Source organism: Bacillus sp. H1a (assembly GCF_000633475.1).
Taxonomy (GTDB): domain Bacteria; phylum Bacillota; class Bacilli; order Bacillales; family Bacillaceae_G; genus Bacillus_A; species Bacillus_A paramycoides.
Genome location: NZ_AYMH01000043.1, coordinates 120,647 through 139,737 on the forward strand (window position 1 = coordinate 120,647; position 19,091 = coordinate 139,737).

Here is a 19,091-nt window from a genome sequence, read left to right on the forward strand (position 1 = left end):
CGATTGGTTCACCTAATAATGAGTAGGGAATGCCCCCACTCATTATAGCTTCACTTTATTGACTCTCATTTGGTGTATACATTATTTGCTTCCCGTTATTATAAATTAAAGCTGAATTTGCTTTAATTTTCGTTTTTTCTATTTCCACATCGTCATTCGAGAAATTCACAATGATTTTAATATCTTTTCCATATGAAGCAGATTGTACTAGCTTATCTTCTGACAGATATGCAAAGTTCGTCATTTCTTCTTTTACTGCCTTTTCATGAACTTCATTCCAAACTTTCAGATGCTGTGTAATTTCTTTTTTATGCTTATTCCACTCTACTTCATCTAAATGGTACAACGGAGGAACATTATACAATAACTCATATAACATACGATTTCCAACTTCATCTTTCACCTTCAAACTTCCCCATTCCCAGTGGTGCGTTGTAATAACGGAATTGTTGTATACTAATTTATATAATGGTACCGAATATACTGGATTTAAATATACTTGTTTATATTCTTCTTTCAACGGTACTTGTTTTGCATATTTTTCAGGAACATTTTGATTTGGTGACCAATATCCACCTACATAATACGGGCTTGTTTTGTTTTTCCTCATATCTTCATCGTCCCATTTAATAACTGGCGTTTCAATTCCATGAGCAAATGCAATCGTACTACTTGCAAAATCATTTCCGCCCTCAGAGCCAACTACCATACCTTTTTCTTGCGCAATATAATCCATTCGTTTTAATCTTGCTTTTAAATCTTGTTCTTGTGTCGTTATATGTTCCGTTGAATAGTCATCATAAATTTCACCCGTTGCATCACAATCAATAAACCATGAATTATACTTAGGTCCATTTTGTAATATATCGTTCATTCGTTCTTTTACACTAGGAAGTGATAATGTCGGATTTAATTTTCGGCCTCTCCCTAAAAACCCTTGCACCTTCTCTCCATTTTTCTTCGTTACAGTTGCTTCTTCATATAACGATGGATCATTAAAGGAAGCTGTGTTCCAATTTTTATCACCTTTTTCGTGAATGGAATGGTAAGAATCATACGGACCAACTAAATATCCCATTTTCTTAGCTTCTGTAACGAAATTAGGTTGCATAAATCCTTGTTCCCAGTTCGGCAAACCAATCCACGCTTTGTCTATCCCTGCTTCTTTCATTTCCTTTAAGATATCTGTTCCATCTGCAGAACCCCATTTACTCACCTCTTCAACTGCATCACCGAGTTCTGACTTTAATAAATGCTTATTTAAGCTATACAACTCCGTCTTCGCTAAGTGATCTACGCCTTTCTTTAATAGTGCACTAGCTTCCTGATCAACTTTCGGGAAAATATCCTCTTTATAAAATTCCTTCATTGATAATACTTCGTTTACATAACGCAAAATAACATTTTTTTGATACTTATCGATGAAATCTTGTTTACTTAATTGCTCAAATACATTCAGTTCTCCAGATTCTGAACTATTCTTTTGAATGAGTTCTTTTATATGGCTAAACAGTGGGCTATTTATTTGCTCCCTTAGCTTTGGCCAATTTACGTTACTTTCTGATAAACCATTTTGATTCCAAAAATAAAAATGACCTGCACCGTAAAGTTTTTCTATCTCTTTATTTTTTCTAGCCTTTTCTTGTAATGTTTTAAATTCACCTTTTTCAACGATATTATTCTTATATAGTTTGGCGATACTTACTGCATCATTATTTGTCACATATAACTGAAATCCATATGTTTTATTTTTATTTATACTCGGGAATTCATGTGTAAAATCAAATCCTATTTTCGGATCTGAATGAAATTTCAATTCATTATTAAACATATTGTTCGCAATATATACAATCGAATATTTCGAACCATTTAATGCGAAAAACTTCATGGAAAATGATTCAGCAAATGAATATGCATCATCCTTCAAAAACTTCTTCCAATTCTCATCATTACTTGGAATTTGCTTACCTTCCCATAACGGAAGTGTATAATTTTCAGCTTGTACTTTCGGCCATGTAAAACTTTCTGCACCAGTCGATTCCACTTCAATATTTAAGTGGTCTTTTTTCTTTTCTAAGTTTACTTTTACTTTTTGATCTGGATATTCCCATGATGTGCGATCCTTGTCTTTTTTTAAATTCGACACCTTCATTTTCGGTAACGGTTGTGATGCCTCTTCCTTTACACCATCATGTTCTACAGTTAACGTGAAAGTCTCTGGATTTACATCATAAGTAAAATCTTTATACGTCGCTTTCTTTATTTTAGACTCTTGTAAAGCATCATTACCATTTACATCACACCCGACTAAAGTCGAAAATGACATTGTTGTAAGAAGACATATTGCTATCATTTTTTTCATCTTCTGCACCTCCACCACTGAATATACAGGGGTTTTGTTACAGGAATGTGGCAAAAAATAATAGAGCTAGCATAATGCTAGCTCCATTCGGAATATGAAAAATAAATTCATGAACGAATCTATTCTGCTTTAAAGAAGATATGTAATACAATAAGACTTTAATCCATGCCTTTTCGCACTAACTAATTATTAGTCCAAACGAATCAAAGTTTTAACAAGCATTCTTTACCTGAAAAAATAAGTGTATATAATATATCCTAAAACTAGCACTAAAATTAATATTCCTGTACCTTTCCAATTCATACCCCCTACCATATCAACGTGGTTACCTGTTTCCGCTCTATTGAGCCCATCATTCAAAGAACCGGTAGGATTATTTTTCAATTCACTTTGTCTCATACGTTCTCTTTTTTCTTCTGCTGACTCTTTTGAACTCATATAATCACCTCCAAAATTAATACGCCCTTACTCAACTATACAAAATTAAAATTCATTTTATATTCTCTTTCTAAAATATTATTTCTTTGAAAAAATTCCGATTAAAAATGTATTCCCCATAACGTAAAGAAAGCTAGCGATGCTAGCTTTCTTTATAATCCAATATGTTCTTCCTTAGTTACAGTAACCCCTTTATGATCGATTTCAAGCTCACATACTTTCATTGCTGTAAATACTCTCGCTAATTGCTCAGCAATTTCTTGCCGCTTCTCATATGGAGTTAATATAAAAATGGATGGTCCCGCGCCACTAAGTGCTGTACCATATGCCCCAAACTCTTTTGCACATTTACGAATAGATGGTAATAACGGTATAAGTTCTAAACGGTACGGCTCGTGAAAATGATCTCTCTCCATCATCTCACCTACAACTTCCCACTTCTTTTGACATAATGCAGCTACTAACACATTGCTAATTGCACTAGCTTTAACAGCCTCATGAAAAGGAAACATCTTTGGTAGTACAGATCGACTTTCATCCGTATTTAGCTCTTCATTTGGAATAAGAGAAATTACGCCTAACTCCTTACTTTCAATCCTCACGACCGAAACATTCTTTCCGTCCAGTGCTCCAATTACAGTTCCACCTAAAATAGAAGCAGCAACATTATCTGGATGTCCTTCAAAATTTGTAGCAATTTGAACTTTTTGATCAGTTGTTAAATGTAAATTTCCAAGTTGATTCGCAAGCTCTATTCCTGCTACAATCGCTGATGCGCTGCTTCCTAGCCCTCTTGTCAACGGAATATTACTAGTAACTTCTATTATATGGGGTGATAAAGAAGAACATACTTTACATGCCGTACTAACAATTAAATTTTTATCGTCTGTTGGAATTGAATCGTCAAAAGAATGTACTACTTGCCACTTATCAGCTTCTCCTTTTACACTCACTTCTAAATATAATGACAATGCTATTCCTACTGAATCAAATCCAGGTCCAACATTCGCTGTGCTAGCAGGAACACGAACTCTTAATGGTATCACGACATAATCACCCCTTTAATATGATCTTTAATTTGTTCTATATCATTTGAAACACTTGCAATGTCTAATTTATTAGAAGAAATTGCGATATCAGGATCTTTCAAACCGTTTCCAGTTAAAACTGCAACAACTGTCTCTCCCTTTTTGATTTTTCCAGATTGAACATGTTTAATTACGCCCGCTAATGAAGCATTGGATCCTGGCTCTGCAAAAACTCCTTCAGTTTTTGCTAACAATCTATACGCATTTAAAATCTCCTCATCTGATACCATATCTATTTCACCATTTGACTGCTCAGCAGCCTCTACTGCATACGACCAACTTGCTGGGTTACCGATGCGAATCGCTGTTGCAATCGTTTCAGGTTCCTCAATTACATGTCCTTTTACAATTGCCGCTGCTCCTTCCGCTTCAAAACCGTGAATTCTTGGCTTCTTATAGCCTTTTTCCTTCTCATATTCACAGAATCCTTTCCAATATGCTGTAATATTCCCAGCATTCCCAACAGGAATAGCTAAAACATCTGGTGCGCTTTGCAACTGGTCACAAATTTCAAATGCCGCTGTTTTTTGTCCTTCAATTCGATAAGGATTCACTGAGTTTACTAATGTAATCGGCTCTTCTGCTGCAATATTTCTTACAGCCCGAAGTGCATCATCAAAGTTTCCTTCTATTGAAATGATCTCCGCTCCATAAGCGACTGCTTGCGCTAATTTTCCATGCGCAATTTTCCCTTCTGGTATTACAATAATACATTTCATTCCGAGGCGTGCCGCATAAGCTGCAGCCGATGCCGATGTATTACCTGTTGATGCACAAATAATTGCCTCTGAACCTTCTTCTTTCGCCTTAGCAACGGCCATTACCATACCACGGTCTTTAAAAGAACCTGTTGGGTTTGCTCCTTCATATTTTCCATATAACTGAATCCCTAATTGCTTTGATATATTTAATAATGGAATAAGAGGTGTATTCCCTTCCATTAAACTGACATCAGGTGTGTTTTCACTCACTGGTAAATAAGAAGCATACTGTTTTAATAGACCTTTATACATATTGTTTTTCCTCCTCAATAATGTAGTAACTGTTTATTTCACTTGCAACATCTTCTATCGCTCCTAGAACTCGTTCGAATTGATATTTTGAAGTTTGATGTGTCACAACAACGACCTCTGCAAGTTCACGATTCAAAGGTAATTGAATGACCTCTTTTAAACTCACAGAATAATTAACGAAACATTCTGTTACTTTTCGCAACATTCCAGGCTCATCTCGTAATGAAATGCGTAAAAAATATTTCGAAACTACTTCTTCATCTCCTTGTAATTCATATGGCTCGGGTTCTTTTAACGCACTTTTGTTTTTCGGAACTTGATTCATATTTTTAACGATTGAAATAATATCACTTACTACAGCAGAACCAGTTGGTAACTTCCCAGCTCCTGGTCCGTAAAACATCACTTCCCCAACCGCTTGACCGTGAACATACACCGCATTGAATTCGTTATTTACATTCGATAATGGATGATGACTTGGCAATAAAGTCGGTTCTACGCTTAAATGAATGGATGATCCTTGTTTCTCCGCTTTACCAATTAATTTCATAGTAAATCCTAACTTTTCGGCCATTTCTAAATCTTCTTTTTCGACCTTTCGAATACCTCTAACTTGAACATCATCTAAAGAAACATTCATCGAAAAACCTAAGTTAGCAAGAATCGCTACCTTTCTCGCAGCATCTAGTCCATCTACATCTGCTGTTGGATCTGATTCTGCGAAACCTAATTTTTGAGCCTCCTGTAAAGCCTCTTCATACGACCATCCATTTTGACTCATCTTTGTTAACATGTAATTAGTTGTTCCATTTACGATTCCCATTATTTTTTCAATTTGATCTGAGGCCAGTCCATCTGCTAATCCTCTTAATATTGGAATTCCACCTGCTACACTTGCTTCATAAAACAAATCGCAATTATTTTCATTTGCTAATTGTAGAAGCTCAGCCCCATATACAGCCATTAAATCTTTATTTGCAGTTACAACATGTTTTTTATTTTGCAAAGCCTTTATAATATGCTGTTTCGCTTCTTCAATTCCGCCCATTACCTCTACTACAATATCAATATTTGAATCATTTAGAACTTCATCCACATTACTCGTTACTACGATTCCCTCAATACAAACATCACGTTCTTTTTCTAAATCACGCACAACGACTGCCTTTACCTTTACTTCGCACCCTGTATCTAGTGCGATTTTTTGGTAATGTTCTTTCAAAATATGGACAACACCACTTCCGACAGTACCTAAACCCAATACCCCAACATTAATTACATTATTCATCTTCTAATCTCCTCCTAAAATTTTATTTTTCGCCTCTATCAATCACCTTGCTCTGCCATTTTTTCATACAGGTGGTGGTTATTTTCATACGTACTAATCGTTTCATGTTACAGCACCTCCCTTCAAAGTAATAAAAAAACACACTCATCCCTAGTAAAGGGACGAATGTGTTTTCGTGGTTCCACCCTTGTTCCAACCCAGACTTATTTTCTTCCAGATTGCTCAAGTTCAGATAACGGCTGATACCGTCAATAATTACTTGATTACTCGTTCACTATTGAAGTTCAAAGGTGGTAAGATCATTTCCCGTGTTAGGAAGCTCGCAGCCTTTGGCTCCCCTCTCTGTAAACCGTAAAAATCATCTCATGTCCTTATCGTTACTTTTTCGTTCATGTTTATTTGTTAACTCATTATACTCGCATAAAAAACAAAATCAATATATTTTTTATTATTTAAAATTTTCAATCTTAAAATCCATAAAAAAACACACTCATCCCTAGTAAAGGGACGAATGTGTTTTCGTGGTTCCACCCTTGTTTCAACCCAGACTTAATTTCTTCCAGATTGCTCAAGTTCAGATAACGGCTGATACCGTCAATAATTACTTGATTACTCGTTCACTATTGAAGTTCAAAGGTGGTAAGATCATTTCTCGTGTTAGGAAGCTCACAGCCTTTGGCTCCCCTCTCTGCAAACCGTAAAAATCATCTCATGTCCTTATCGTTACTTTTTCGTTCATGTCTATTTGTTAACTTATTATAGTTATGAAAATTTTAAAACGCAAGCCTATTTTCACTCACTAATTTAAATATATTTTTTCATTATATTTCACAATAACATTTTACAAAGACTGCTCTTATTACGTATCTTACAACTTCCCAACTTATAAGCCAGCAGTTCACATATGAAAATCTCATTCTAAAACATGAAGATTCCCCTCTCACTAAAACTATATTGATAAAGAAATTTTTAATACAATCTTTTCGTATAACTTTCTTCTAAAGAACGTGTAACTTCCTCTTCTGAAGCATTCACTTTCGCATGCTCCAGTAACATTTTCGCTGCTGAAGGTAGTTCTTTTTTATTTAACCACGATTCTGAATCCCACATTTTTGAACGAATAAAAGCTTTTGCGCAATGAATATAGCATTCTTCTATTTCAACAACGATTCCAAGTAAAGGATTACGTCCATTCGCCTGCATTTCTTTTAATATTTCTTCATCATTTGTAACGTAAGCACGGCCGTTTATTCTTAAAGACTCTCCAAGACCAGGGATAAAAAAGATTAATCCTACGTGCGGATTCGAAATAATATTTAAAATAGAGTCTATACGACGATTACCCGGTCTTTCAGGAATGATAATTTTATTTTTATTTAGGATGTATACAAATCCAGGTGCATCTCCTCTCGGCGAAGCATCACATTCTCCGAATTTATTTGCAGTAGACAATACTAGAAAAGGAGATTTAGATAGAAAATCTACGCAATGATGATCAAGTGATGATATAACTTTTTTCAAAGCGCGTTCACTAGGTTGCCCCAATATTTGTCGTAATTCTTCCTCTGTTGAAATAATCGATTCTATTTCTTTACTTTCAATCCCCACTTATATCCACCTCTTTTTCTTTATTTTCCCAAAATTAAATACAAATATTGTATAATAAAATTTGCAGAAAGGGGGATTAAAATGACAGAGTGGTTAACGATATTTGATCCTGAAAGAACTACACTTGGAAAGAAATTACGTGATGAAGTGCATCGTGACGGTGATTGGCACGAAACATTTCATTGCTGGTTTGTAGAAAAAGATGCTGAAGATATGTTTTTATATTTTCAATTACGCTCTAAAAATAAAAAAGAGGCACCGGGTATATGGGATATTACATCAGCTGGACACATTATGCATGATGAAGATGTACAAATTGGCGGCCTACGTGAAATTGCAGAAGAATTGGGGCTTTCCTTTCAAACTACTGATTTAGCATACAAAGGAATCTTTAAAATAGATTATGAAATTTCAAATCTTATTGATCGTGAGTTTTGTCATATGTATTTTCACAATGTAATAAAACCACTTCCATTTGCACCAGGTGAAGAAGTAGATGATGTGATGAAAATACATGCAACTTCTTTTCTACAACTATTAAAAAAAGATGTCCCATCTATAACAGCTGCTTCTCTTTTAAACAGTAAACCGATCACAATAACATTTGAAGATATTTATCCTTATGAACTTGAATACTATGAATTTGTTGTAGAGCAAGGACAAGAATTGCTAAAAAATAATAGTTTGTAAATAAAATAGGACTCCCAGCTTATATTACGCGGGAGTCCTATTTTATTTTTCATTATTGTTCAAGTGTCTTTAATCTTTTCTCTACTCGCATAAATAAGTGAATAATCAACAATATCATAACAATCATAATCGCTAAAGTTGTATGGGGAAATCTAAACAGAATACTAATAATACTTCCTATCAACATCATAATGAATCCATTTTGTTTCATCACTTCTGCGCTATATTGATTACCCGTATCCCATAATTCCTTATTTTTCATAGATCGTTTCGTCCGGTAACCGTATGCTGCGTTTATATCTGTCGGTGGATTCTTTTGGAGAATAAGTGCGGCAAGTATAAATATACCACCAATCAATATGCTCATTCCTATGTTTACTAGTGCATACATCAATTATATCCCCTCCTAACTTACACTTTCATTATACGGTATAATCCTGTATTTCCCAATTACTAACATGTTTATTTTCTTTCCTTCGATGTTTGGAACATACTTGGAAGTGTTACAAAACGTGCTCCTTTCGTTTTTAACTGCGGAATGATTTTGTCTAGCGCATCTACTGATCCTTGTAAATGTCCACCTGGTGTAGAATGCTGAAGTATTACACTACCTGGAAATGAATTCCCTAACACATTATTTGTGATTGTGTCAGCACTTACACCTTTCCAATCAACTGTATCAACACTCCACTGCACAATCATAAAATTTTGCTCCGTTGCCCATTTCAATTGATTTTCAAGTATTTCACCATACGGTGGACGTATAAATTTAGGAGCATAACCAGCTAAACGACTTAATATTTCTTCCGTTTTTATAATTTGATTACGATACTCTGCCTCATTTACTTTCGCTAAATTCGGATGATTATACGTATGATTACCAATTACATGCCCTTCATTAGCGATACGCTTTACTACATTCGGATGCTTCTCTGCATTTTCACCGAGTAGGAAAAAGGTTGCTTTCACATTATGTTTTTTTAACTTATCTAATATTTTTGGTGTAAATACTAAATCTGGTCCATCATCAAATGTAAGAGCTACTTCCTCTTTATTGTATGGTCCTGAAAATGCATACGCATATTTTTCGACCCACGAAAACGGTGTCCATGACCCCCGATCCGCTTCTTTCATTTGGATTTGATAATTTTGAGGAACATTTAATGCGTATGGCACTGCGCTTATATAGTCTCCATAATAAAATGAGTTATATGGCATATAAGCATACGAAACATCTCGTTCTAGTCCCCATTGAAATGGAACGAACATTTCTGGTGAATAAAAATAATACATGATAAAAACCTCCCTAAAATTTCATATGTCGCTTATATACACTTTGTCAGAGAATTTCTTATCAATATACAAAAATAAGACTGTCCATTATTAGGACAGTCCTATTAATCAATATAATTAATAAATTACTTTACTATCTCTCGGTAATTTTCTCACATGTTTTAAATAACTTGTCACTCTGTCATCATCACCTTGTGGGTATTGATATCCATAAGCGTTAGCAATCTCATTTGCTACTTCCCTAAATAGATCTCCCATTACAAAAAATGACTCCCAAATGTTTTCATATTCTTCATTTGAAAATGTCTTTTTAAATTGCTCCCACATATCTTTTTCAAAATACTGTTCGAAATCCTTCCCAAACTTCCCTGTATTAACAGTAAAGCCTGTTTTCATCCCAATATGCCATTCTAGCATAACAATGAGCATATCTCGTACTGGGCCATCAAGCATTCCTTTCACGTAAGAAAGCTCTTCTCTCCATAGCCCCTTTGCCACATTGGTACTGCACCACCAAAACTCATTACAACAATCCAAAAATTCTTTTGCTGTAGGCTTTTTTATAATATAATCTTTATCGCTTGCTGGTGGAAATTCTCCAATACAATCATCTTTATCAAGAAGCAATTTACTTAAACTATCTTGTCCAACGAATATATTTATCAAATCAACTGGAACTAGCATTAAATCAATTCGATTTCCATCCATGAACTGCATTAAATACGGAAACTTTCCATCTTCATCTGCTGGAACCAATGACATTTCTTCCGGCATCTGCACAATCATTATTTCTCCAAATCGTTTAATCCAACTATGATCACACGTAAAAGACTGTATTTCTCTCACAACATAAATAATATCATAGTCTTGAAAACAATCTTTTTTCACATTTGGATTTACACGTGATCCATTCATAATAACCGCTCTAATTCTCTCATCTTCTTTTGCTGTATTCATAATTAAGTCCAGCATATCTTTTTCAGTTCTCATCTATTTATAACCTCCAATTTTATATATAAACTTATATTGTTATGTATGTTGGAGGTCCACGGGCTAACTGTGTTGCACACGATACACGTTATAATTTTTGAAACTTCTTTTTCATTAGTTTCCCTCCTATCTCCTCACATCTATTAGTCTAAAACGTTCGCATACAAGTAACATATCTTCAGAAAATTCATGATCAACTTCATCCAATTTACTTCTGAAATATCTTTCATGAATCTCCTTCCAATTTGTATAACTTCCGTCCCCTTCGGCAATCGCAAATTCTTCTGTAATTTCATTCATAGGTACTATCGTTACTTCTATCGTTTTTACGATTGCTACTGGATTTTCATCGTGATCTAAAATAACACCGTAGTCTTCTGTAGTTGGTATCGGTATATTCTCTAATTGATAGAAAAGATATGCAGAACAAGTCGCTGTTTTCGTTCTTTCAACCACTTGCTGAGCAAGGCGATTAGGGGTATCACCAAATTTCCATGCACTTACGTTTTGAGGTGCCTCTTCGTTTTTCCAAAACTCCTCCCAATATCGTTGTGCTGCTGCATTCATTAACTCCCACTCCCATCAAAGTCTACTATATGTATAACAGACTCTCAAACCCTATTACTCTTTGACAACTGCCATTACAAATCCATCATACCCTTTACTTCCGACAGTTTGAAGCGCTGTAGCACTTACACGTGGCTCAGCAGCTATTATCTCATAGAAACGACGTATCCCTTGTACACGGGGATCACTACTTGTATTGTCAATAGCTTCCCCTTCAAGTTTGTAATGCTTTTCTACCATTCGCTTCTGATTATACCGAAAATTCTGTTTTATATACAAAAAATAAAGAAGAGACATCCACTCCATTACAGAATAGATATCCCTTCTTTATTTCCTATTCAATTTGTCCCTTACGGATTAGTAGACCAAAGTCCAGCAGATTTAATAAATGTACGTTTATTTAATTTCAGCTGTGCTACGATAAATTCTGCAATATCTTCCGCTTGCATTACTTTATCAGGGTTTCCATCAGTTAATCCTAAATCTACCGCCATATCAGTTGCTACTGTACTTGGTGTTAAAGCTGTTACACGAATGTTATGTTTGCGAACTTCCATCGCTAACGATTCTGTTAAACCAAGAACACCAAATTTAGAAGCACTATATGCACTTGTTACAGGTGCACCTTTTTGCCCTGCTGTAGATGAAATATTAATAATATCACCAGATTGTTGTTCAATCATGCTTGGTAAAGCTGCACGAGTTGCATAGTATACACCCATTAAGTTTACTTGAATGATTTTTTCCCAATCAGCAACGTCTAATTCTAAGAATTTACCGAACTTAGAAATACCAGCGTTATTGATTAAAATATCGATAGATCCTAAACCGTTTTTTAACGTTTCGATTGCAGTAGTTACCTCTTCATATGAAGATACATCCGCAGTCGCAATAACAGCTTTTACGCCTTCTGCTTCCACTTCTTTCGCAACTGCTTTTAAATTTTCTTCTGAACGAGCTAATAGACCTACATTCACGCCTTCTTTCGCTAATGCGATTGCTACAGCACGACCAATCCCTCTACCTGCTCCTGTAATTAAAGCACTTTTACCTTGTATTAATTCTGCCAAGTATAACACTCCTTACTCTTCACTGTTGTTTATTTCTATATTAAAAGTGTATCTATGTTTATATAAAAAGGCAATGATGCACTTTCATGTGCGTAGGTTACTTATAGGTAACTATAGTATTAATACATGTATCTTTAAAGAAAAGTAGTGCTAGGGGAACTCCCCTAGCACTACTTTTCTTCATGATTCGGAATACGTACAATAAATTCCGCACCATGTCCTTCTATGCTCTCAACCTTTATTTCTCCTTGATGTAGATCGACTACTTTTTTTACTATCGCTAATCCTAAACCACTTCCTCCATACACTCGATTTCGTGAAGAATCAGCTTTAAAAAACCGTTCAAATATATGTTGTTTTTGTTCTTCTGAAATACCAATTCCCGTATCATGAATACGTACTTCTACTAATTTCTCATGTTCTTTTAACTGAATTGTAATCGTGCCACCATTTGGCGTGAATTTAATGCTATTATGAATTAGGTTAATCCATACTTGACTCATACTTTCTTGGTCTGCAGTGAAAAGAACTTTCTCTAAATCGAGTTCCAACTCAATTCCTTTTTCATCCCAGAGCGGCTCACTATTTAACACAATCTGTTTCAACTGTTGATCTAATCGATAGGTAACTCTTTCTGGTGAATACTCTTCTGATTCTAAAAGTGTTAACTTTAATAAATTTTGACTCAATTTAGATAATCTCGTTGTTTCAGTTTCAATAATGGTAAGATAATGCTTCCTTTTTTCGTCAGTAAGATTATCATCTTGTAGTGCCCGAGCAAATCCTTTTATAGATGTTAATGGTGACTGTATTTCGTGAGAAACATTCGATACAAACTCTTGTCTCATTTTCTCCATTGTATTTAGCTCATCTGTCATATCGTTAATACTTTTTACAAGTACTCCAATTTCTCCATCATACTTTTCTTCATTTCTTATTTTTACGGAGAAATCTCCTTTTGCAATTTTTTGTATCGGTTCAATGATCGTCCAAATCATCGCCTCTCGCTTCGGTCTCATTAATACTCCGATCAATACCCAAATAAGAACAATAAATACAAAGCCGACCATATCACTAATTAGAAAAGTAATAAAAGGCGATACGTTTATTTCAAGAGCTTTCATTACACTAGAAGATACAAAAAAAGCTATTGACCAAATTATAGTAAGAAAAGTAAAGAGCGCTACTATCGCCCCCATTACTTTTAACATCTTCATCTTACTCATTCTTTCTCTTTGTCTCATTTACTTACCTCTAAGCGATACCCTAAGCCCCTTATCGTCCTAATATTAAACTTCGATAGCTCTTCTTGAAACTTTTCACGCAACCGATTAATATGAACGTCTAGCGTGCGTTCATTCCCTTCAAAATCATATCCCCATACGCCTTCTATTAATTGCTCTCGTGAACAAGTTCTTCCCGCTTTAGATCCTAATGTAAAGAGCAACTCAAATTCTTTTAGCGGCAGCGTCACCGTTTGTTCTCCAACTGTAACTTCAAATGTTTTACGATTTAAAAGTACATTCCCCACTTGAATAGTTTGCGATACTGCAATTTGGTAACGTTTCAATAATGCCTTTACTCTTACAACTAATTCTAACGGATCAAATGGTTTTACAAGATAATCATCTGTTCCGAGGTGAAATCCTTTTACTTTTTGAGATGTTTCACCTTTAGCAGTTAACATAAGAATCGGCATATCATAGTATTTTCTTAATTCATAACATAAATCATACCCATCCATATTTGGCATCATTATATCAAGGATTACCATATCAACTTTTACTTCTTCTATTTTTTTTAGAGCATCCAGTCCATCAACCGCCTCATATGTTTGAAAACCTTCTCGTTCTATAAATACAGAAACGAGTTCTCTAATGTGCGGATCGTCATCTACAATTAATATTTTAGGTATCAAGGAATCATATCCTTTCTGCTTAACATACTTTTTACAACTCTCTAAAATCAACAATCAGTGAGGTTCACCCTCACTGATTGTTTTCATTCTATAATGCACCTTCTTTAATTTTCAACTGCTGCGTTGCAAATTCACGGTACATGTCATGCGTTCGTAATAATTCGTCATGAGATCCACTACCTGTCAAATTCCCTTTTTCAATAAAGATAATTTTATCTGCATCTACTACAGTAGAAAGTCTATGCGCAATAACTAAAGTCGTTCTACCTTTCATTAAGTTATTTAAAGCCTTCTGAACAACCGATTCCGATTTACTATCAAGACTTGAAGTCGCTTCATCTAACATTAGAATTTGCGGATCTCGAAGCAGTGCTCGAGCAATCGCAATTCGTTGTCTTTGTCCTCCAGAAAGCTTCACACCACGCTCTCCCACTTCTGTTGCATACCCGTTTGGTAAATCATGAATAAATGCATCAACATACGCCATCGCTGCTACTTTTTCGATTTCTTCATCAGTCACTTCACCTTCAACACCGTAACAAATATTATCACGAATCGTTCCATCAATTAACGGACTATCTTGTGAAACGTAACCAATTTGACGTCGCCATGACTGTAATGAATATGCTGTAATTGGTTCTTCCCCTAATTTAATAACACCATTCGTTGGCTCATAAAAACGTTCTAACAATGAGAATAAAGTTGTTTTCCCGCTACCACTTGGCCCTACAATTGCCGTTACTTTTCCGGATTCAATCGTGAAATCGATATTTTTCAAGACTTTCTCTTCTTCGTTATACTCGAAATGAACATTTTCAATCACTATCGGCTGCTTTGCATTTGTAACTTTCACACCAGTTTCATGGTCTTCTACTTCATACTCTAAAATTGTATTAATTCTTTCAGTTGCACCAATCGCCTTTTGGAATTGCGTAAAGAACATAGATAACTGACTCATTGGCATTATAATTTGAACTAAATATAAAATAAACGCTACAAGTTCACCCGTTGTTAATGCACCACTAGAAACTCGCATTCCACCGTAGCCTACGATAATAACAAGTAATGCCATTAATACAAACGACATAACTGGTGAAATTAAAGCTTGCACTTTTCCTTCTTTCAAACCAAATTGCAATAACTTTTCGATACCTTTATTACCAGTTTCATATTCTCTTTTTTCTGTATTTGAAGATTTCACTAAGCGAATTTCTGATAGTACTTGTGTTAATACACTAGTAAAAGAAGCCGTTTCATCTTGAAGTGCTTTTGAAATCTTATACATTTTTCGTCCAAGTGGAACTAAAATTAGTACCGATAACGGAATAACCGTTAAAAGTAAAATCGTCATTTTCCAGTCTAAAACAAATAATACAATTAATGATCCAATAATTGAGATACCGCCTGTTAATAAGTTTGACAAATGCTCAGAAATTAATGTTTTAACAACACCTGTATCATTTGTCATACGACTAATTGTATCTCCCGTTCTGTTTTGATCATAATAAGACACTGGTAAGATAAGTACCTTTTTCCATAATCGCTCCCTAAGTCCAGCCACAATTTTTTGCCCGATATAATTCAGTAAATAAATAGACAACCCTGCAGCAATTGTTTGCATAATAAAGAATGCAACTAATCCAATAATTTGTCCCGTACTAATTGATGAAATTGAAAAATTATCGACTAAGCCTTTTGTTAACATTGGAATAAACAAACTCGCTCCAGTAGAAAGCAAGCTCATTAATAAAGCGAAAATAAGAATGCCTTTCGGTGGATTTGTATCTTGAATGAGACGTAAAAACTGCCTCCAATTCCCTTTTTTCTTTTCTGTATTCCTAACTTCCATTGTCTTTCATCTCCTCGTTATAAACAAAACTATTATTTCTAAAACTAGAATACGCTATAAATGTAAACTGAATGTAAACACACTTTTTCTATTTTTACAAAATATACATATAAACTCATCTTTACAACAAGTATAAATATCTGATATTATTACCAGGTACTTATTATTATTCTATGCGAATTATAGACTACGCATAGAAAATATATAACTAATTTTATCAATTAGCTAATTTAAAATACTATATAAATCTCCAGCATCGAAAGGGGTATCCTTTTTGCAAACAAATACACATTCCGAAAAGGAAACAATCATTTTTATTCATGGATTAGTTGGAAATCGCCGCGCCTTCAAAAAAGAGCATAAACGATTTTCTTCTTCCTACAACATTATAACTTATGACTTATTAGGTCACGGTGAAGATAAAGGAGAAGCTATTGAATTTTCATTGCAGCGGCTCGTAAATCAATTATTGAACTTGTATGAAAAAGAGGGTATTAAAGAGGCTCATATTTGCGCCCTAAGCTATGGCTGTTATATCTCTACGACATTTGCGCAAATGCACCCAGAAAAGGTATTAAGCATTTGTCATATTGGTGGACATTATAACAATCCTTCCCTTTTATATAACGTATTTCAAAAGTTTTGGGAGAAGCGAGGAGATGAATATTCTACTTGGCTTTCTCAATATGCTAATACTATTTTTCCAAGTGGGATATTAAAAGCAAATCCGTTCGCTGTTATTTCACGAAATATTTATTATCGTTTCGGATTACAATTACACTCATCCATTATTGCTGAGTCATTACGACATCGCTTAGAATTCGACTTGAAATCTAAATTAAAAGCACTTCCCCATCCTATATTATGGGTAATGGGAGAACATGATCATCTCTATAAATCTTGTCTTTTTGATTTAAAGTCTATTCTTCCAAATGTTTTATATAAAGAAATTCCATTGGCTGGACATGCAGCAAATTTGTTTCGTCCAAACTATTTCCATGATTTATATGCTAAATTTTTGCATGGAAATTTGAAATAAAGGCTACCCTATATTTCTAGTTTATATAACTATGAAAAAGGCTTCCCAAGTTTCCCTGGAAAGCCTTTTCTCTATACGAAAAGTAGTTTATAAACTACTTTTTCTTAGTATGCTTTTGTGTAACCTGTTAGGTGTTTAGACCAGTAAGAGTTATTAATTGAACTAATTCTTACACCAACACTTTCATTCTCTGCACTAATGAACTGACCGTTTCCTAAGTAAACACCCATGTGAGAAAGACCTGATTTATAAGTGTTAGAGAAGTATACTAAATCACCTGGTTGTGGATTGCTAGTTTTTGTTTTAGAGCTCCAGTATCCAGCAACTGTTTGACGAGCGCCTGAATGACCAGTTTTATTTAATACGTAGTGAATGAATCCACTGCAGTCGAAACCAGCAGTAGTTTGACCACCAAATACATATGGTGAACCATTTAAAGATCTAGCGAATCCAGCGATTGAAGATGTATCTCCACCTGTTGGCGCTGTTGGTTTTTGTACTTGATTATTAGTACCTTGGTTATTAGTACCTTCGTTACCACCAGTAACTACATTGTTCACTCCGCCTTTTACAAACTTAACATAATCAGCGCTTACATAACCTGTGCGACCATTATGGTTAACTTTGTACCAACCGTTTTCTGCACCAGTAACGTTTAATACTGTACCGTTTGTTACTCCACCAATTACAGCGTTATATGTAGCTGGACCTGTACGTACTTTTAAAGCACCTGTGTTAACAACATATGAACCACCAGTTTGAACTGTAGTATTATTGTTGTTGTTTGTAGTTGGTTGCTGTGTTTCGTTAGATACAGCTGAACCACCTTTTGTTACGAAGTCTTTACTTACGTATCCAGTTCCACCATTGAAGTTAATTTTAAACCAATCTTGAACTTCACCTACAACTTGTACTGTTTTCCCTTTATTTACAGAACCTAAAACAGTATGAGACGCGCTTGGGCCTGTACGTACGTTTAGTGAAGAAACGTTTACTGTATAAGTACCTGTTCCTTGTTGAACAGTAGTTCCTTTATTGCCACCAGTTGTTACGAAGTCCCCACTTACATAACCTGTTTGACCATTTACATTAACTTTGAACCAACCGTTTTCTTGTCCAATTACTTGTAGTACTTGACCTTCTTTTACTTTAGAAATAACGTCATGTCCTGTACCAGCACCTGAACGTACATTTAATACATCAGCTGTTACTGTGTATTTTAATTCAGAAGTTGTTTCTACATTTTTTGTTTCAGTTACAGTCGTTTGAGTTTGAGTTTGAGTTTGAGTTTGTCCATTAATTTCTTTTAGCGCATCATTTGAAACTTGTGCATGAGCAGAATCCATTCCAGGAACTGCTACGCCTGCTACAGACGCTGCTGCTAAACCTGCGATTACTTTTTTCATAAGTTGTCTTTACTTCCTTTCCCTACTATCCTCTTGAGAAAAACTATAAACTTAATACTTTACAATATTATCAAAGTAAAATATTCATCCAGTTCCATTTTTTAGCAAGAGTTTTATTTTTCACACGTCGTTCATTTTAAACGAATGAAGTGAATTCCGTGTGAACTTCATGTGAACTTTACCATTAAACAGTGTGTTTTTGCAACGATTTTTTCAAATTTCTTATGTATTACATCAAAATCCAATACCTTATTAGTTATTTTAATATAAAATTCATACTTTATATCAAACATAAAAATTTCATTAATCTAATATAAATACACAATAGTTTTCTAGAAAGTTCTTTTCATGAGGCATATTCTTATCATGACAAAAAATACTTCGTTTATCAATAGTATAATATTTTAAGAAAATTAATTTTCTATATTATCTATGATTTTAAACAAAGTGATAATTTGTAAGATTTCACACA

17 protein-coding genes, 1 pseudogene and 2 other annotated features are annotated in these 19,091 nt (G+C 34.6%); of the genes and pseudogenes, 2 read left to right on the forward strand and 16 right to left on the reverse strand.

Features of this window, described 5'->3' with window-relative positions; translation table 11 throughout:
• Positions 1-55: 55 nt before the first annotated feature.
• The 6 genes from U860_RS0120540 to U860_RS0120570 form a co-directional block, all read right to left on the reverse strand.
• Entirely contained in the window at positions 56-2,362 is a 2,307-nt protein-coding gene (locus tag U860_RS0120540) for a glycoside hydrolase (RefSeq protein WP_025149986.1), read from the reverse strand.
• A gap of 225 nt (positions 2,363-2,587) precedes the next feature.
• A complete protein-coding gene (locus tag U860_RS0120545; protein WP_025149987.1) occupies positions 2,588-2,800 on the reverse strand; it encodes a DUF6366 family protein in 213 nt (70 codons plus the stop codon).
• Positions 2,801-2,952: 152 nt separating this feature from the next.
• Positions 2,953-3,846 (reverse strand): homoserine kinase, encoded by an 894-nt coding sequence (gene thrB / locus U860_RS0120550; protein ID WP_025149988.1) that lies wholly within the window; start codon positions 3,844-3,846, stop codon positions 2,953-2,955.
• Entirely contained in the window at positions 3,843-4,901 is a 1,059-nt protein-coding gene (gene thrC, locus U860_RS0120555) for a threonine synthase (protein WP_002171465.1), read from the reverse strand. Before thrC ends, thrB begins: the two co-directional genes overlap by 4 nt.
• A complete protein-coding gene (locus U860_RS0120560; protein ID WP_025149989.1) occupies positions 4,894-6,189 on the reverse strand; it encodes a homoserine dehydrogenase in 1,296 nt (431 codons plus the stop codon). Before U860_RS0120560 ends, thrC begins: the two co-directional genes overlap by 8 nt.
• A gap of 154 nt (positions 6,190-6,343) precedes the next feature.
• Positions 6,344-6,576 (reverse strand) — a binding site (T-box leader).
• A gap of 113 nt (positions 6,577-6,689) precedes the next feature.
• Positions 6,690-6,922 (reverse strand) — a binding site (T-box leader).
• Positions 6,923-7,158: 236 nt separating this feature from the next.
• The gene (locus tag U860_RS0120570; RefSeq protein WP_025149990.1) at positions 7,159-7,797 is read right to left on the reverse strand and encodes a pyridoxamine 5'-phosphate oxidase family protein; all 639 of its coding nucleotides are present in this window, start codon (positions 7,795-7,797) and stop codon (positions 7,159-7,161) included.
• 81 nt (positions 7,798-7,878) lie between these two features.
• Between U860_RS0120570 and U860_RS0120575 the strand changes: the two genes are divergently transcribed.
• Entirely contained in the window at positions 7,879-8,487 is a 609-nt protein-coding gene (locus tag U860_RS0120575; RefSeq protein ID WP_025149991.1) for an NUDIX domain-containing protein, read from the forward strand.
• Positions 8,488-8,539: 52 nt separating this feature from the next.
• Here the strand turns inward: U860_RS0120575 and U860_RS0120580 are convergent, their stop codons facing one another.
• The 9 genes and pseudogenes from U860_RS0120580 to U860_RS0120620 form a co-directional block, all read right to left on the reverse strand.
• Entirely contained in the window at positions 8,540-8,878 is a 339-nt protein-coding gene (locus U860_RS0120580) for an SdpI family protein (protein WP_025149992.1), read from the reverse strand.
• Between the two features lie 71 nt (positions 8,879-8,949).
• Complete coding sequence (locus U860_RS0120585) at positions 8,950-9,780, reverse strand: peptidoglycan-N-acetylglucosamine deacetylase (protein WP_025149993.1); 831 nt, start codon at positions 9,778-9,780, stop codon at positions 8,950-8,952.
• Between the two features lie 117 nt (positions 9,781-9,897).
• The gene (locus tag U860_RS0120590; protein WP_025149994.1) at positions 9,898-10,770 is read right to left on the reverse strand and encodes an aminoglycoside 6-adenylyltransferase; all 873 of its coding nucleotides are present in this window, start codon (positions 10,768-10,770) and stop codon (positions 9,898-9,900) included.
• Positions 10,771-10,896: 126 nt separating this feature from the next.
• A complete protein-coding gene (locus U860_RS0120595; protein WP_025149995.1) occupies positions 10,897-11,337 on the reverse strand; it encodes an ASCH domain-containing protein in 441 nt (146 codons plus the stop codon).
• 54 nt (positions 11,338-11,391) lie between these two features.
• Positions 11,392-11,553: pseudogene (locus tag U860_RS0120600) on the reverse strand (O-methyltransferase family 3); the annotation flags it as partial.
• A gap of 134 nt (positions 11,554-11,687) precedes the next feature.
• Entirely contained in the window at positions 11,688-12,407 is a 720-nt protein-coding gene (locus U860_RS0120605) for a 3-ketoacyl-ACP reductase (RefSeq protein WP_002171458.1), read from the reverse strand.
• Between the two features lie 170 nt (positions 12,408-12,577).
• Complete coding sequence (gene hitS / locus U860_RS0120610; protein ID WP_025149997.1) at positions 12,578-13,651, reverse strand: envelope stress sensor histidine kinase HitS; 1,074 nt, start codon at positions 13,649-13,651, stop codon at positions 12,578-12,580.
• Positions 13,648-14,325 (reverse strand): envelope stress response regulator transcription factor HitR, encoded by a 678-nt coding sequence (gene hitR / locus U860_RS0120615; protein WP_025149998.1) that lies wholly within the window; start codon positions 14,323-14,325, stop codon positions 13,648-13,650. Before hitR ends, hitS begins: the two co-directional genes overlap by 4 nt.
• 88 nt (positions 14,326-14,413) lie before the next feature.
• Positions 14,414-16,174 (reverse strand): ABC transporter ATP-binding protein, encoded by a 1,761-nt coding sequence (locus U860_RS0120620; RefSeq protein ID WP_025149999.1) that lies wholly within the window; start codon positions 16,172-16,174, stop codon positions 14,414-14,416.
• A gap of 274 nt (positions 16,175-16,448) precedes the next feature.
• Here U860_RS0120620 and U860_RS0120625 point away from each other — a divergent pair, with 274 nt between their 5' ends.
• Positions 16,449-17,213: an alpha/beta hydrolase gene (locus U860_RS0120625; protein ID WP_002171454.1), complete on the forward strand. Its 765-nt coding sequence runs from the start codon at positions 16,449-16,451 to the stop codon at positions 17,211-17,213.
• 104 nt (positions 17,214-17,317) lie between these two features.
• Here the strand turns inward: U860_RS0120625 and entFM are convergent, their stop codons facing one another.
• Positions 17,318-18,619 carry an enterotoxin EntFM gene (gene entFM, locus U860_RS0120630; protein ID WP_025150000.1) on the reverse strand — a complete coding sequence of 434 codons (1,302 nt, stop codon included), beginning with the start codon at positions 18,617-18,619 and terminating at the stop codon, positions 17,318-17,320.
• Positions 18,620-19,091 lie beyond the last annotated feature (472 nt).

Excerpts from the sequence above, each read along its gene's own strand:
- U860_RS0120540 (WP_025149986.1), bottom strand. The coding sequence starts at position 2,362 with ATGAAAAAAATGATAGCAATATGTCTTCTTACAACAATGTCATTTTCG.
- U860_RS0120545 (WP_025149987.1), bottom strand. The coding sequence starts at position 2,800 with ATGAGTTCAAAAGAGTCAGCAGAAGAAAAAAGAGAACGTATGAGACAA.
- thrC (WP_002171465.1), bottom strand. The coding sequence starts at position 4,901 with ATGTATAAAGGTCTATTAAAACAGTATGCTTCTTATTTACCAGTGAGT.
- U860_RS0120560 (WP_025149989.1), bottom strand. The coding sequence starts at position 6,189 with ATGAATAATGTAATTAATGTTGGGGTATTGGGTTTAGGTACTGTCGGA.
- U860_RS0120575 (WP_025149991.1), top strand. The coding sequence starts at position 7,879 with ATGACAGAGTGGTTAACGATATTTGATCCTGAAAGAACTACACTTGGA.
- U860_RS0120580 (WP_025149992.1), bottom strand. The coding sequence starts at position 8,878 with ATGTATGCACTAGTAAACATAGGAATGAGCATATTGATTGGTGGTATA.
- U860_RS0120585 (WP_025149993.1), bottom strand. The coding sequence starts at position 9,780 with ATGTATTATTTTTATTCACCAGAAATGTTCGTTCCATTTCAATGGGGA.
- U860_RS0120590 (WP_025149994.1), bottom strand. The coding sequence starts at position 10,770 with ATGAGAACTGAAAAAGATATGCTGGACTTAATTATGAATACAGCAAAA.
- U860_RS0120595 (WP_025149995.1), bottom strand. The coding sequence starts at position 11,337 with ATGAATGCAGCAGCACAACGATATTGGGAGGAGTTTTGGAAAAACGAA.
- hitS (WP_025149997.1), bottom strand. The coding sequence starts at position 13,651 with ATGAGACAAAGAGAAAGAATGAGTAAGATGAAGATGTTAAAAGTAATG.
- U860_RS0120620 (WP_025149999.1), bottom strand. The coding sequence starts at position 16,174 with ATGGAAGTTAGGAATACAGAAAAGAAAAAAGGGAATTGGAGGCAGTTT.
- entFM (WP_025150000.1), bottom strand. The coding sequence starts at position 18,619 with ATGAAAAAAGTAATCGCAGGTTTAGCAGCAGCGTCTGTAGCAGGCGTA.